This is a genomic window from Fluviicola chungangensis, from assembly GCF_007558725.1.
Classification (GTDB): Bacteria; Bacteroidota; Bacteroidia; order Flavobacteriales_D; family Crocinitomicaceae; genus Fluviicola; species Fluviicola chungangensis.
Genome location: NZ_VLPL01000001.1, coordinates 1,984 through 16,377, shown reverse-complemented (window position 1 = coordinate 16,377; position 14,394 = coordinate 1,984). Strand labels below are relative to the sequence as shown.

General features: G+C 42.5%; 16 protein-coding genes. All 16 read left to right on the top strand.

The window, feature by feature from the left end:
- The gene (locus tag FO442_RS00090; protein ID WP_144331098.1) at window positions 1-954 is read left to right on the top strand and encodes a transketolase family protein; all 954 of its coding nucleotides are present in this window, start codon (window positions 1-3) and stop codon (window positions 952-954) included.
- A 4-nt stretch (window positions 955-958) separates the two neighbouring features.
- Window positions 959-1,522: an RNA polymerase sigma factor gene (locus FO442_RS00085; RefSeq protein ID WP_144331097.1), complete on the top strand. Its 564-nt coding sequence runs from the start codon at window positions 959-961 to the stop codon at window positions 1,520-1,522.
- 22 nt (window positions 1,523-1,544) lie between these two features.
- On the top strand, window positions 1,545-2,072 hold the full coding sequence (locus FO442_RS00080) for a hypothetical protein (protein ID WP_144331096.1): 528 nt from the start codon (window positions 1,545-1,547) through the stop codon (window positions 2,070-2,072).
- A gap of 28 nt (window positions 2,073-2,100) precedes the next feature.
- Window positions 2,101-2,595, top strand: a complete 495-nt coding sequence (locus tag FO442_RS00075; protein WP_144331095.1) for a hypothetical protein — start codon at window positions 2,101-2,103, stop codon at window positions 2,593-2,595.
- Window positions 2,507-3,781: an aspartate aminotransferase family protein gene (locus tag FO442_RS00070; protein ID WP_342777649.1), complete on the top strand. Its 1,275-nt coding sequence runs from the start codon at window positions 2,507-2,509 to the stop codon at window positions 3,779-3,781. Before FO442_RS00075 ends, FO442_RS00070 begins: the two co-directional genes overlap by 89 nt.
- 119 nt (window positions 3,782-3,900) lie before the next feature.
- Window positions 3,901-5,061: a T9SS type A sorting domain-containing protein gene (locus FO442_RS00065; RefSeq protein ID WP_144331093.1), complete on the top strand. Its 1,161-nt coding sequence runs from the start codon at window positions 3,901-3,903 to the stop codon at window positions 5,059-5,061.
- Between the two features lie 163 nt (window positions 5,062-5,224).
- Window positions 5,225-7,384 (top strand): FUSC family protein, encoded by a 2,160-nt coding sequence (locus FO442_RS00060; RefSeq protein ID WP_144331092.1) that lies wholly within the window; start codon window positions 5,225-5,227, stop codon window positions 7,382-7,384.
- Between the two features lie 33 nt (window positions 7,385-7,417).
- Complete coding sequence (locus tag FO442_RS00055) at window positions 7,418-8,017, top strand: sigma-70 family RNA polymerase sigma factor (RefSeq protein WP_144331091.1); 600 nt, start codon at window positions 7,418-7,420, stop codon at window positions 8,015-8,017.
- Window positions 8,004-8,294, top strand: coding sequence for an IDEAL domain-containing protein (locus FO442_RS00050; RefSeq protein ID WP_144331090.1), 291 nt, complete (start codon window positions 8,004-8,006; stop codon window positions 8,292-8,294). The genes FO442_RS00055 and FO442_RS00050 overlap by 14 nt, the downstream gene beginning before the upstream one ends.
- 117 nt (window positions 8,295-8,411) lie before the next feature.
- Window positions 8,412-9,206, top strand: a complete 795-nt coding sequence (locus FO442_RS00045; RefSeq protein ID WP_144331089.1) for a redoxin family protein — start codon at window positions 8,412-8,414, stop codon at window positions 9,204-9,206.
- A 4-nt stretch (window positions 9,207-9,210) separates the two neighbouring features.
- A complete protein-coding gene (locus tag FO442_RS00040; RefSeq protein WP_144331088.1) occupies window positions 9,211-9,672 on the top strand; it encodes a YHS domain-containing (seleno)protein in 462 nt (153 codons plus the stop codon).
- On the top strand, window positions 9,669-11,000 hold the full coding sequence (locus tag FO442_RS00035) for a DoxX family protein (protein ID WP_144331087.1): 1,332 nt from the start codon (window positions 9,669-9,671) through the stop codon (window positions 10,998-11,000). The genes FO442_RS00040 and FO442_RS00035 overlap by 4 nt, the downstream gene beginning before the upstream one ends.
- Before the next feature lie 4 nt (window positions 11,001-11,004).
- Window positions 11,005-11,505 (top strand): DinB family protein, encoded by a 501-nt coding sequence (locus FO442_RS00030; RefSeq protein WP_144331086.1) that lies wholly within the window; start codon window positions 11,005-11,007, stop codon window positions 11,503-11,505.
- Complete coding sequence (locus FO442_RS00025; RefSeq protein WP_144331085.1) at window positions 11,493-12,206, top strand: NRDE family protein; 714 nt, start codon at window positions 11,493-11,495, stop codon at window positions 12,204-12,206. The genes FO442_RS00030 and FO442_RS00025 overlap by 13 nt, the downstream gene beginning before the upstream one ends.
- Window positions 12,203-13,279: an ATP-grasp domain-containing protein gene (locus tag FO442_RS00020; protein ID WP_144331084.1), complete on the top strand. Its 1,077-nt coding sequence runs from the start codon at window positions 12,203-12,205 to the stop codon at window positions 13,277-13,279. The genes FO442_RS00025 and FO442_RS00020 overlap by 4 nt, the downstream gene beginning before the upstream one ends.
- On the top strand, window positions 13,266-13,925 hold the full coding sequence (locus tag FO442_RS00015) for a LysE family transporter (protein ID WP_144331083.1): 660 nt from the start codon (window positions 13,266-13,268) through the stop codon (window positions 13,923-13,925). Before FO442_RS00020 ends, FO442_RS00015 begins: the two co-directional genes overlap by 14 nt.
- The last annotated feature ends 469 nt before the right edge of the window (window positions 13,926-14,394 follow it).

Genomic DNA, 14,394 nt, shown 5'->3' with positions numbered 1-14,394 from the left:
ATGAAGCAATTTGAAATTTTAGGAAAGAAAGATACCAGATCTGGTTTCGGTGAAGGGTTATTAGAAATAGGTCGCCAAAACCCGGATGTGGTTGCATTGTGCGCCGATCTGACCGGATCTCTTAAAATGGACGCATTCCTAAAAGAATTTCCTGAACGCTTTTTCCAGGCTGGAATTGCAGAGGCGAATATGATTGGAATGGCAGCTGGTATGACAATCGGCGGGAAAATTCCATATACCGGAACATTCGCTAATTTCTCTACAGGGCGTGTCTACGATCAGATTCGCCAGTCTGTCGCTTATTCTCAAAAAAATGTAAAAATCTGTGCTTCTCATGCAGGTCTGACACTGGGAGAAGACGGTGCAACCCACCAAATCCTGGAAGATATCGGAATGATGCGCATGCTTCCGCATATGACAGTCATCGTTCCTGCTGATTTCAACCAAACAAAACAGGCTACCATGGCCATTGCAGATCATAAAGGACCTGTTTACCTACGTTTCGGAAGACCTGTTGTTCCGATCTTTGTTCAACCGGATGCGAAATTCACCATCGGTAAAGCAGATGTGTTGATAGAAGGAACGGATGTAACCATCATTGCCTGCGGTCATTTGGTATGGAAATCAATCGAAGCTGCACAGCAATTGGCTGAACAGGGAATCAGTGCCGAAGTAATTAATATGCATACCATTAAACCTTTGGACGAAAAAGCAATCCTAGACTCAATTAACAAGACAAAATGTGTTGTTACTGCAGAAGAACACATGTTGAATGGAGGTTTAGGTGATGCCGTCGCTCAAGTACTGGCGCGGCATTTACCAACACCACAGGAATATGTCGGAGTAAACGATACATTCGGTGAATCAGGAACACCTGATGAGTTAATGGTGAAATACGGTTTGGATACTCCGAACATTGTTGAAGCAGTTAAAAAAGTGATCAAACGCAAATAAATATATGACTCAGATTCCCGATGAAAATACTATCATTTCTTATTTTCATCGGGATGATGATTTCGCTTACAAAGCGTTTACCTGGATCGTAGATCTGCACAGTAAACGACTTTACACGACTATTCGCAGGTGGATAAACAACCACGAAATAACCAACGACATCCTTCAGGAAGTTTTTATAAAAGTATGGAATAACCGGAAGCAATTTCAGGGCAGCAGCGCTTTATTTTCCTGGATCTACCGGATTGCTTACAATGAAACCATCCATTTCCTGAAAAAAGAGAACAAACACAAAAGTCTAGACATTACCGACCCCATTGTAGCCTTCTCACACCAATCGGAACATTACGGTAAAATCACTTCCGAGGAAATTTCTCAGTTCCTTTTTGAAGCAATTGAAACATTGCCCGAAAAACAACGCATGGTATTCGAATATAAATACTTTGAAGATTTAAAATATGAAGAAATAGCAAAACTTACGGGCGGTTCGGTTGGCGGATTGAAAGCCAATTACTTCCATGCTGTCGGAAAGGTTGAGGAATTTTTAAAAAACAAATTAAACCATTGAACAAAGTGATAATCTTAGAGTTATGATTCAGGAAAACAAACATATAGTAGATGATTTAGAACGGATTCCTATTCAAATACCTTCAGACGCTTACTTTGAAGAACTGAAAAAAAATCTGTTGACTGAAATCGGAACACATCGTTTGAAAAAGAAAGGTGCACCGGGAATTATTTCCATGTATCGTCGCTGGTACGTTTGGGGATCTGCTGCAGCAATTCTTGTGTTCATCCTTCTATTTCCCTGGAACAATACAGGTACGTCGTCATCGGAACCCATCAACTTGTCTTCCGTAAGCAATGAAGAAATCTATGATTACCTCAACGAAAACATCGAGGATTTGGATGCAGAAACGATTGCGGTTCATTTAAGCACTGACGCTATTGCAGCTTCTGAGGATCCTGGAAAGGATAAAAACGCTTTCCTCGAAGAAAACAACGGAAGCCACTCTTACACATCGCCTTTATTGGAGCATATTGAAGACGAGGAGATTCTGGATTACCTGAACAATGAATCCGGTGAATTAGACGAATACCTGCTCATCGAAAGCTAACATTAGTGCAGATTTAAAAATGAAAAAAATGAAAACAATACAACAACTCGCATTCATCCTCCTCCCGATCCTGCTTACGGCAAATTCCTTTGCCCAGGGACCTGGTGATGACAAAGAAAAGGACGATAAAATTGAAGCACTGAAAGTGGGCTTTATTACCAAAGAACTGAGCCTGACAGCCGGTGAAGCGGAAAAATTCTGGCCCGTTTACAATGAAATGGAGGAAAAAATGAAAGAAATCCGCCAAAGTGTCCGCAAAATCAACCAGGAACTAAGGGAGTCGGAAGATAAAATCTCCAACGACGATGCCAAAAAAAAGCTGAATACGCTTTTTGAAAACGACCAAAAAGAATTGGATCTCAAAAAAGAATACAGCGAAAAATTTATTAAGCTCATCGGCGAAAAAAGAACCTTAAAACTCTTAAGTTTGGAACATGAATTCAGACGGGTTCTCCTGGAGCGGCTCAAAGATCGCAGGGAGGGACCTCCAAACGACAGAAGACCGCATGGAAACAAGCCGTAAAGAAGATTTTTTAACCCATTTGGGACAAACAAATCCCTTCCCCTATTTAATTGACGTTAAATCGGCGGAAGGGATTTTCATTTACGATAAATCCGGGAAACGTTATACCGATATGATCTCAGGCGTATCCGTAAGCAATATCGGAAATCGCCACCCACAGGTCATCAAACGCATACGCGAACAGCTGGACAAATACCTGCATGTGATGGTTTACGGAGAATTTATCCAGGATTCCTCCCTGGAAATGGCACGTTTACTGCGTAAATTCCTTCCGGAAGAATTGGATTGCGTCTATCCGGTAAATTCCGGGACAGAAGCCAATGAGGCAGCACTCAAACTGGTAAAACGGGTAACCGGCCGCTCACAGCTAATCGCTTTTAAGGGTTCTTATCACGGGAATACGCATGGTTCCTTGAGTGTTTCAGCCAATGAGATCAAAAAGACTCCTTTTCGTCCGCTCTTACCTGATGTCGATTTCATTCGACTGAATATAATGGAGGATTTACAGCGCATTACAGAGCGAACCGCCGGAGTGATCCTGGAAACCGTTCAGGGCGATGCCGGTGTAAGAAAAGCATCAGATGAATTTTTGAAAGCCTTGCGCAAACGCTGTGATGAAGTCGGGACTTTGCTCATCTTCGATGAAATTCAATGCGGAATGGGAAGAACCGGAAAAATGTTTGCTTTCGAGCACAGTGGAGTTGTTCCGGATGTACTCACTTTGGGAAAAGCACTTGGCGGAGGTTTGCCTATCGGGGCATTTATCTCGAAATACGCATACATGAACCAACTCAGCCATTCGCCGATGCTCGGACACATTACCACTTTTGGCGGAAATCCTGTCATCAATGCCGCAGCCTGGGGAACTTTAGAAGTTTTCGATACAGAAATCGACTTTAATGAAGTAGAAAGATTAGGTGCTTTGCTGGAAAGCTATTTAGAGGAAATCGACGAAATCTTCGAGATTCGACGCGAGGGAATGATGTTTGCCTGCGACATGGAAAGCGATGAACGTGTGGCAAAAGTAGTGGATCGTTTGCTTGAATTGGGAGTCATCAGTTTTTGGTTCCTCTCCCATCCATACAGCTTTCGTCTTTCTCCTCCTCTAAATATCACGGAAGAACAAATCCATGAAGTTGGAAAATTGATCCAACGGGCAGTTGCAGAAACCAATTATCAATTATGAATAAAATAATTATCAAGAGAGATTCCTTTCTTGATAATTCATAATTGATCATTTATAATTATTTCTGTCAGCACAAACGATTTTCCCAAATTCTGCGTTAGTCAAACAAACACGTTATCATGAAGGGAATATTTATCCTGTTCTTATGCTTTACCGCCACTATCCACGCTCAAACCTGGACTTCGGTTAGTTCTGTTCCAACAGCTGGACGGGATGATGGAATTTGTTTTTCCCTCAACGGGTTCGGCTATATTGTGACAGGATACCTCGGCTCCTTCAATGAAAGCAATAAATTATTCCAATACGACCCGAATACCAATTCCTGGAATGAAAAAGCAAGTTTTCCCGGAACCGCCAGGCAATATTCTGCCGTTTTTACATTACAGCATAATGCATACCTGGTTGGCGGGTACTCGGAATCCGGGCAGGCTTTGAAGGACGTATGGCAATACGACGGATTTACCGATTCCTGGTCCCAGTTGAATGATTTTCCCGGATTGGCACGCTGGCACGCAACCGCACTTCAAATACAAGAAACCGGCTATTTCGGAATGGGAACGACTGCTGATTCCACACTTGCAGATTTTTGGAAATACAACGTCGGTCTGGATTCCTGGTCCCGGATTGCGGATTACCCGGGAGGATCGAATCGCAGCGTTTTGGGATTTCAATTATTGAATGAAGGAATTTTTGGTGAAGGATTCGATATCAACCCGATTACCTATTCAAACGCCTGGTTTTCATACAATCCCGGAACAGATGCCTGGAGTGCCATTTCTCCCCTTCCTGCGGGTTTGCGTTCTTATGGAACGGCCATCAGCACAGACTTCAGCGCTTTGATCTCTGCCGGAATGGACCAGAACAGTATATTCCACAATGATTGCTACATCCTCGACCACACAAAAACATGGAAAGCAGTGGATCCACTCCCTGTAAGTGGAATAAAAGGAGCCAAAGGATTCGCTTTGAACGGGAATTTCTACATCGGAAGCGGTTTAAAAGACAATCTCACCAGGACTTCCGAGTTCTATAAAATGAACGTGCCGGTATCAACTATTCAGGAAAGTCAACTGTTCCCCAATCCAAGTAAAGACTATTTCAACCTGATATCAGAACCCAATGCAAAAGTTTCCGTTTTTTCAGTTGGCGGTCTGCTCGTTCAGGCTCTAAAGACAAACGATGCAGGCTTTTTGGAAATCCGTCAGCTTCCGGTAGGTTTGTATGTTTGCCTGGTAGAGGGTAAAAACACTTCCGAAATCATTAAAATTGCCAGATTGTAACTCATAAGCGGGTGATTTCAATCGGGAAACAACTTTTAATCCCCTTGAACCCGATACCTCTTTTTCCAAATCAAACCATTTTAACATTCTTTGATCGCTCCTCCTTTCGAAGATTAGTTCTTTCGATCCCGAGTGACTATCTTTGTTAGGAAATTCACTCCGTATGCGGTTTCAACCGATTAAGCAGTTTAATACCATTCTTCAGCAGGAATATTTGGAACCCACAATCAGTTGGTCCATCCGGGTGGTTCTGGCTTTAAACGTTCCCTTAATTGTTTTCCCGCTTTTCAGTGGTTTTTCCTATCACATCATTTGGGCCGCTTTCTCCGCTTATATGCTCACACTAATTGATTACAGAGGATCGCATTATAAAAAAATGCTGATCCAGATGGTGGAAGCATTCCTGATCCTGATTGCCGCAATCCTGGGAATGAACATTGGGAATTCTGTCGCATTATCTGTAATCGGTATGCTGGTAATTGGAGTTTTTGCCGCTTTAATCCGGAACTGGAGCGATTACGGGTCTACCATCGGTGTCGGAGTCGGGTTCTTTTACCTCTTTGGAATTTCCAATCCTACCAGTTTCACCGAATCACTGGTTTATGGAAAATACATCCTGTTTGGAGCTGTCTGGGCAATCGCGATCATTTTTCTTTCTTTCCCGTTTTCAGCGTCCAACCCCTTAAGACGATCGGTAGCAACCATCTGGAAACGGAACACCGATTACCTGGATGCTTTGATTGAACAATTTTTAAAACCCGCAGCAAAGGCAGATCTCCTAAAAATAACGGCCAAAGAAATTGAAATCCGCAGTGCGGTTGATAAATCCATTGAATTATTCAACCGGAGAAGCGAGGATTCCCGTTTCCAGGCAGAACACTACGACCAAATGATCGAGATCCGAAAATCAGCTGCTTATTTCGGAGCAAGTATCAAATTACTGCACGAAGAATTGGAATCCATTAAAAACGAACCCGTTTTATTGCAAAACCAATCCATTTTCTACAAAACCCTTTCGGCGCTATCCCAAGCTTCTGCCCGGTTATCCATTGTCATTTTCACTTTCAGGGGAGAAGATTTGACCATGGCAAAAGTGCGTATCAAACGTTTTGAGATTGCGGCCGGAATTCTGAAGAAAAATTTGCAGCACCAGGAATTATCGGAAGATCACAAATTAATTCTGAACCAATTCATTGTGAGCCTGAACCAATGTCAGCAGTTCATGGAAAATACGATCCGGCTGATGGACCAAAAACTGAGTTTCAAGCGCAGTAATTATTTTGAGAACTACAAACTGTCCTTCAATCATTTTATTGCCGGATTGCAACCGCGTGTGTTATTCCAGGTAGTTCGCGAAATTTTCAACTTTGATTCACAGCAATTCAAATATGCCTTGCGAGTCGGGTTGGGATTGGCGCTTTCTGTTTTCATTTTCAAATTCTTCAAAATTGACCATGGTCACTGGATTGCCCTGACCCTGCTTATTGTGATTCAGCCTTATTACGGTGCGACACGCAAAAAAGGATTTGAACGGATCATCGGTACCATTGCCGGAATCCTGGTCGGCGGGACCATTATGCTCCTACCGATCAAACACGAAACATTTGTCGTGATCCTCATCTTTATTTCCTTCTTCGTAGCCTATTACTTGCGGAACAATTACAAAGTCGGTGTATTCTTCGTAACCATCATGCTGGTGGTAATGATGCAGCTTTCCAAACAGGGTTCGTGGGAACTAATCTGGTGGAGAGTCCTTTCCACCCTGATCGGTTCCGCCCTCGCCATAGTTATCAGCTTCGCATTCTGGCCTATTTGGGAAAAACAGCGCTTCCCGGCTTTGTTGAATAGCTCTTTGAATCAAAACCTGTTCTTTCTAAACCAAGTGATTTTGAGTTACCAAAAAAAACTTCCACCCGGGATTACCTGGCACAAAAGCAGAAGACTCAGTGAGGCCGCAAACAACAATCTTTTTGCATGCATTCAGCGCATGTATGAAGAGCCGCAGGCGCATCAGCGGCAGATCGACATACATTTTGCCAAAGTAGGTTCCAATATCCGCATTTCCAGGGAAATTACCAGCCTGGCTTTTGCTTTGGAAAAGGAAACATCCGGTAAACTGGAGCAAGTACTGAACGAATATATGGAAGCCATCCAGATTATTTTTTACCGGTTCATTCAGCAACAAAAAGAAATGGATTTCAAACCGGTAAAAACCGTGATTCAGAATCCGGTTTTCGAAGAAAACGAGCAGTTCCAGGCCATCCAGGTTGATTTGGAGAAGATTGTATTTGAATTGGAGGCACTGAAAGCATTCAGAGGATGATTCATCTTCTTTAATCATTATATTAGCCGGCTGATGAGTTCCAATAAAAATACAGAACCTGCATTATGGGTAGAGCGCTTTGCGGATTACCTCTATTCTATCGCATGCATTCAGCTGAATGATAAAGAACTGGCAAAGGATCTGGTAAGTGAAACTTTTTTGTCCGCACTCCAAAACCTGGAAAAATTTCGGGGAGAAAGCTCCGAAAAAACATGGCTTACACGCATTTTAAACAATAAAATAATTGATCATTACCGAAAATCCAGTACCCGTTTAAAAAACCTGAGGCACTACCTGGAATCTTCTGATGAACAATTCTACCAGGCATTTTTTGAACCTTCTTATCTTTCTGATTACCATTGGAAAGAAAAGACTTCACCTGTTAAAAACGAACAATTCACAGATTATCTCATTACAAACGGTGAATTTCAATTGGCATTGGAATATTGTTTGAAACAGTTATCACCTAAACTAAAACCCGTTTTTATAGCCAAGTTTATTCACGAAGATGATTCTGAAACTATTTGTAAGGAATTTGAAATCAGTCCGTCTAATTATTGGATTATTATCCATCGGGCCAAACTGCTCATGCGCGCTTGTCTCGAACATAAATGGTTAAATGAAAGCAGATAAAATTACAACAAAGTCAAAATGGAACCTCAACTGCAAGGAGGCTACTTTCCTAACTGAATTAAGTAAGGAAAAGAAACTTTCTATGCTCTTACGGATCAGGTTGTGGTATCACCTGAGTGTTTGCCCGCCATGCAAACGATTCAAAAAACAAACGCTGCTTATGGCTAAAAAGCTAAAAGAACTTGGAACCTTTTCAAATTATTCGTTGGAGAATTCAGAAAAAAAGAAGCTTCAGGAGCAAATTCAACAAGCTTTGGCACAAAAGAACAAAGGATAATCTCACCGTAAACAAAGCCTTTCACCTTTTAAATCTTCTCTTTTTTTAAAAAAGTTTCTTTTTCTTGTAAGGAATCAAAAACCAGCCCGTCTGTTCTTTCATATTAAATGACTGAACATGAAAAAAACACTGAATTACCTCTTGTTTTCCTTCGGACTGGTTGCTTCATCCGGTAGTTACGGACAACTTCAAAACGGAAGCACGGCCCCAAACTTCACATTGACCGATATCAACGGAACCACGCATACCTTGTATGATTACCTGGATGATGGAAAAACTGTTTATCTCGATTTTTTTGCCTGTCATTGCCCGACTTGCTGGAATTATCATAATACACACGCTTTAGCGGACCTTTACACTACCTATGGTCCCAATACCAATACAAACGACGTTTTTGTATTTGCAATCGAACTCGATCCCAACAACGGGACCAATGAATTTTATGGAATCAGCGGTGTTACGCAAGGAAATTGGGTAGCCGGAACCAACTATCCGCAAATCAATCCGGAAGGAACAGCAAGAACAGCCATTATCTCAGACTTTGCGGTGAATTATTATCCCTTGATCTATGCCATTTGTCCCGATCGCACCATTACCGAAATCGGTAAAAAAACAACCGATCAATTATATGCGCATATACAAACATGCGAAAACGCTTTGGGCATTCAGGATTCAAACAAAACCTTCACTGTAAATCAACATTACACGCAAATAACCATTCAATCTTCGGTTGATTTCAGTGATTCCAATACCACTGTCGTGCTAACAGATATTCAGGGAAAACAAATCCTCCGGAAATCTTTCTCCGGAAAAATGGAAACTTTCACTACTGAATCCCTTAACCATGGAATTTACTTCCTTCAAATCCATCAACAAGCAACCATTCTTTATTCTCAAAAAATTCAATTATAACAACATGAAAGCACTTCTTTTTACAGCACTTATCCTTTTAGGAAATCATTCAATCGCTCAATCTTCCAATCGGAAATCACAATTCAACCTGGAACATGGCCTGGCTATTCAGGGATATGACCCGGTAAGTTATTTCAATGGAAAACCACTTCCCGGGAAAAAGGAATACAGTTTCATTTTCGAAGAAGTCACCTACCGGTTTGCAAGCATTGAAAACAAACGTGCTTTCGAAAAAAATCCAAAGAAATACGAACCGCAATACGGTGGTTGGTGCGCATACGCAATGGGAAACAATGGCACCAAAGTAGAAGTGAATCCGAAAACCTATAAAATCACTGACAATAAGCTCTATTTGTTTTACGACTTCTACTTTACCAATACCCTTGAAGACTGGAACCTGAAGGAAAAAATGCTGAAAAATAAAGCTGATGCCAACTGGGCAACTTTTTATAAGGAAAAACCATGAAAAAGTATCTTCCATATATCGCTGCCTGGTTAGCTGCTGCAATCATGGCGCAAACGCTTTATTTCAAATTTACCGCTCAAAGCGAATCCGTGATCCTATTCGAAAAATTAAACATGGAACCATACGGCCGAATTCTCATTGGAATACTGGAACTCATTGCATCGTTCTTGCTGGTAATTCCAAAAACGAGATTTATAGGTGCCTTTATCGGAATCGGTTTAATGAGCGGTGCCATTTTCTTTCACCTCACAATAATCGGAATTGAAAGCAACGGGGATGGTGGAATGCTTTTTTTTCTGGCGTTGATTGCCTGGCTTTGTTGTTTTTATTTAAGCTTCAAACCTACCTTGAAACTAGTCAAATCCATACTGGGGAAGCGCACGAATATACTGATCCTGGCAGGTATCGGAATGATTGCTCTTGCCTCCGCCAAAAGCTTTGCTCAAGGATGCAGTGATGCCGGCTTTTGTTCCGTTGGGACCTTGAAAAGTGAAGCAACAGATTCAAGTAATGTGTCGCCGTACAAAAACAAAATCAGCCTGATCCCTTCTATCGGAATTGGGGAAGACAATACATTTATTCTAACCCCCGCACTTCAGTACGACCGGCAGTTCAATCAATCCTGGAGCATTCAGACCAAATTCACTGTTAATTACGCCAACGGGAATTTAGGAAAAGCCTTTGGACTTGGTGATGTCATTCAAAGTTGTTCTTACCTCATTCCGTCGCAGCAGAAATGCAGGGTAAGTTTTACGCTGGGAGCAAAAATTCCATTGAGCAACAGCAACCTGACTCAAAACGGCAGTGCGCTTCCTATGACTTATCAAAGCAGTCTCGGGACCCTGGACCTCATAGCCGGAATTGGTCTGAAACTCTATGAGTTTAAAGCAGCCTTTGGACTGCAAGCGCCGCTTGTAAATCTGTATTCATCCACCGGAACCCGGAGTGCCAATACCTATCTTCCGGAGAAATCAAATCCGGAATATGCAGATCGATACCCGGCTACCAATGGTTTTAAAAGAGCTTCGGACCTCCTTTTTAAATTGGAATACAACTGGAAAACAGGTAAACGATTGAATCTCATACCCGGCGCACTTGCCATTTACCATCTGGCCAAAGACAGTTACCTGGATCAAAGCCATTCCACTATCCCGATCACGGGTTCAGACGGGCTTACGCTAAATCTCATTGCAACGGCCGCTTATAAGATCACTAAAAGTTTAAGAGCTTCCATTACAGCAGGTTTTCCGGTAATTGTAAGAGAAGTTCGCCCCGATGGATTAACACGTCGGTTTGTAGTAGGTCCGGAAATCAGTTATCAATTTTAAATCTATGACAACAATTATCTCCAAATTATCCTTTCAACTCCATTCCATTGCTGCTCTTTTACAAGGAATTGATTCCATCGATTACACACTTCCGATCCAGGAAATGGGAAATGCAACGATTGGACAACACGTTCGCCATACCATTGAAATTGCTCAAAGCCTGGTCAACGGATACATTTCGAATGAAATTAATTATGAAAACAGGAAGCGTGATCCGGAAATTGAAACATCTCTGAATTATGCCGGCAAGTTATGCTTCGAACTGGTTTCCTTAATTGCCAGAACAGACAAACAGCTTGTACTTGTGGAACAGAATGACGCAGGCGAAATCACGCATATCAACAGCAATTATGCCCGGGAACTTCATTTTGTCCTGGAACATACCATTCACCACATGGCCCTCATAAAAACGGGACTCCAAATTCTGAAAAAAGATGTCACGGATCCGGATTTCGGTGTAGCCTATTCCACGATTCAACACCGCATAAAGTCATGTGCACAGTAATCTATATCCCCTCTGAATCCGGAGCATACATGTGTTCTGTGCGGGATGAGAATCCCATGCGGGAACGTGCACATTTTCCAAAAAAAATCACGGAGAAACAAGCTGCTTTCTGGGCACCCATTGATCCGAAAGGCGGCGGGACCTGGTGGACCATGAATGAAACGGGAGACCTGACAATTTTATTAAACGGTGCCTTTCACAATCATTTACCGAATACACGTTCATACCGGAAAAGCAGGGGATTGATCGTTATTGAATTGAGTCAGGAGGTGAACTTTAAAAACGCCTGGGAAAACCTGGATTTGAACGACATCGAACCTTTTACTTTGGTTCATAAATGCACCAGTCAACTGATCGAATGCCGGTGGAACGGAACAAACAAGTTTTGGAAAGAAGTAGCAATCGATCAGCCTCATATCTGGTCGTCTGCAACGCTTTATCCACTCGAAATAAGAAGAAAACGCGAATTGCTTTTTTACGAATTCCTGAAGACCCCGGTTTCCAAAGCACTGGAAATTGAACCGTTTTTATTCAAACACGCCGAACCGGTTAACGGATTTATCATGCATCGCCTGGAAACCCTGCGCTCATTATCCGTATCCATCTTGGATATCCGTAAATCTTCCGCTGAGATCTATTACCACGATTTGCTTTCTGAAAAGCATCAATCAAACACCATTTCATTGAAAAAAACACTATGAGAGATTACCTGAAACAGCAACTGATCCGTTTAAAGCATTGGGAATATTGGAATTCGGGGATTATTTATCTTCCCGTCTTTCCCTACCTGCTCTTTTTAATGATTAAACGCAGGGATCCGTTTTTTTTCATCGCAGCAAACCCCGGAATTGAGAACGGTGGATTTACCCTGGAATCCAAATGGAAAATCCAGGATCAAATGCAACACAAATGGTTCCCCGAAACACGTTTGATTCTGAAATCGACAGCTCCGGATCAAATCAGGGAACAAATCCGTGACATCCAATTCCCTTGCTATTTAAAACCGGATATCGGTGGAAAAGGACGCGGTGTGGTACAAATTCAGTCGATGGATGAACTAATCGAATACCACGCCCACTGTCCCATCGATTTCCTGGTGCAGGAGAAAATTCCTTATCCACTTGAAATCGGTGTTTTCTTCATTAAAAACCCGCTGGATTCATCCGGAACTATTTCCGGGATTGTGTTGAAGGAATACATCTGCCTCACCGGTGACGGAACGAGTACCATTGCAGAATTACTGCGGTCAAATCCGAGGTATTTTCTCCAATTCAACCGATTAAAGAAAGCATACCCTGAAAAACTCACCCAAGTTCCCGGCAAAGGAGAACAGGAAATCCTGAGTGAAATCGGAAATCATGCGCTGGGATCAGCTTTCCGGGATTGTTCCAATCAAATTACTCCTGCTTTAACCGATCTCATCAATGAACTTGCTTCCGAACTACCGGATTTTTATTTCGGCCGGTTCGATATCCGCTTCAATTCATGGGAAGAACTGAACCGGGGCGAACAATTTGCCATTGTGGAACTGAACGGAGCCGGTAGCGAACCAACGCATATCTATGATTCTTCTCACAGCCTCTTTTTTGCCTGGTCGGAAATCATACGCCACTGGAAAGCCATGAGCCTGATCAGCAAATCGGTTAACCGGCAAAAAAGACATAAAATTTCATTCATCGAAGGAATTAAACTATTTAAAAACCACGCAAAAGTGATGAAACAACTGGACCGTTTTTCCAATTCAATTCAATTAAAAAAGCATGAGATTTTTTAAAAACTGGAAACACATCGGATTCATCGGCGGATTCATCAGTCTGATGGGAACATTGCCTTTCGGTGTACTGAATGTACTGGCATTTACTATCGGGGCAAAAGAATCTGTTGCGGATGCCCTGCTATTTTCTTTCGGGGTGATTATCGCCGAAGTGGCAATCGTTGCATGCTGTTTAAAATGGTTTCTATTCCTATTCCGAAAAAAGCGTCTGTGGGAAATGCTTCAATACCTAATGATCGGATTCATCTTTTTCCTGGCGATTCAGCAAATACAGCAAATCGGAACTCCTTTGGCTCAAAAAACAGATCTATTGGCTTCTAAATTTCCCCGATTCTTCCTGGGTTTGAGTTTAAGCGCACTTAATCCGAGTCAATTTCCGTTTTGGATTGCCTGGAATACCGTATTGAAAGAGCAGGGACTTCTTTCTGAACGCCATGCCCGAAACAAGTATTTAATTGGCATTGGTTGTGGAACATTCCTGGGACTGGTTTGTTTTATTGCCTGTTCCCAACTCATTGATGATGCTTCAGGGCTTCTGGAGTCTCCCGCATATCATCTGATTATCGCGTGCCTATTTGCCGGTATCGGACTACTGATTCTCTTCAAATCTTTCTGGAAAAGATGGTATTCGAATGGGTGGCGTTGAAGGTGTTTAGAGGGGAATCTCCAGGAGAGAGAGTAATTCCCCCTTTGAAGGGGGACTAAGGGGGATGGCTAGCGCGGGCGTCCTCCGCACAACCGGCTAATGCCCTAATCGGTCTTCACGCCACCTCTCAATCCTCAGCCCCCCCTCTCGGTCTCCCCTCAAGGGGAGAGGACTTGAGAATATCTCTTAATATTAAATAGCAGTACTTCTTATTGTTATGATAGGCGGTCTATTCTATCTCCCCCTTTGAAGGGGGACTAAGGGGGATGGATAGCGTGGGCGTCCTCCACACAAACGGCTGCAGCCCTATTCGATTCCTCAGGCCACCTCTCAATCCTCAGCCACCCCTCTCGGTCTCCCCTCAAGGGGAGAGGACTTGAGAATATCTCTTAATATTAAATAGCAGTACTTCTTATTGTTATGATAGGCGGTCTATTCTATCTCCCCCTTTGAAGGGGGACTAAGGGGG

Excerpts from the sequence above, each read along its gene's own strand:
- FO442_RS00090 (WP_144331098.1), top strand. The coding sequence starts at position 1 with ATGAAGCAATTTGAAATTTTAGGAAAGAAAGATACCAGATCTGGTTTC.
- FO442_RS00085 (WP_144331097.1), top strand. The coding sequence starts at position 959 with ATGACTCAGATTCCCGATGAAAATACTATCATTTCTTATTTTCATCGG.
- FO442_RS00080 (WP_144331096.1), top strand. The coding sequence starts at position 1,545 with ATGATTCAGGAAAACAAACATATAGTAGATGATTTAGAACGGATTCCT.
- FO442_RS00075 (WP_144331095.1), top strand. The coding sequence starts at position 2,101 with ATGAAAACAATACAACAACTCGCATTCATCCTCCTCCCGATCCTGCTT.
- FO442_RS00070 (WP_342777649.1), top strand. The coding sequence starts at position 2,507 with ATGAATTCAGACGGGTTCTCCTGGAGCGGCTCAAAGATCGCAGGGAGG.
- FO442_RS00065 (WP_144331093.1), top strand. The coding sequence starts at position 3,901 with ATGAAGGGAATATTTATCCTGTTCTTATGCTTTACCGCCACTATCCAC.
- FO442_RS00060 (WP_144331092.1), top strand. The coding sequence starts at position 5,225 with ATGCGGTTTCAACCGATTAAGCAGTTTAATACCATTCTTCAGCAGGAA.
- FO442_RS00055 (WP_144331091.1), top strand. The coding sequence starts at position 7,418 with ATGAGTTCCAATAAAAATACAGAACCTGCATTATGGGTAGAGCGCTTT.
- FO442_RS00050 (WP_144331090.1), top strand. The coding sequence starts at position 8,004 with ATGAAAGCAGATAAAATTACAACAAAGTCAAAATGGAACCTCAACTGC.
- FO442_RS00045 (WP_144331089.1), top strand. The coding sequence starts at position 8,412 with ATGAAAAAAACACTGAATTACCTCTTGTTTTCCTTCGGACTGGTTGCT.
- FO442_RS00040 (WP_144331088.1), top strand. The coding sequence starts at position 9,211 with ATGAAAGCACTTCTTTTTACAGCACTTATCCTTTTAGGAAATCATTCA.
- FO442_RS00035 (WP_144331087.1), top strand. The coding sequence starts at position 9,669 with ATGAAAAAGTATCTTCCATATATCGCTGCCTGGTTAGCTGCTGCAATC.
- FO442_RS00030 (WP_144331086.1), top strand. The coding sequence starts at position 11,005 with ATGACAACAATTATCTCCAAATTATCCTTTCAACTCCATTCCATTGCT.
- FO442_RS00025 (WP_144331085.1), top strand. The coding sequence starts at position 11,493 with ATGTGCACAGTAATCTATATCCCCTCTGAATCCGGAGCATACATGTGT.
- FO442_RS00020 (WP_144331084.1), top strand. The coding sequence starts at position 12,203 with ATGAGAGATTACCTGAAACAGCAACTGATCCGTTTAAAGCATTGGGAA.
- FO442_RS00015 (WP_144331083.1), top strand. The coding sequence starts at position 13,266 with ATGAGATTTTTTAAAAACTGGAAACACATCGGATTCATCGGCGGATTC.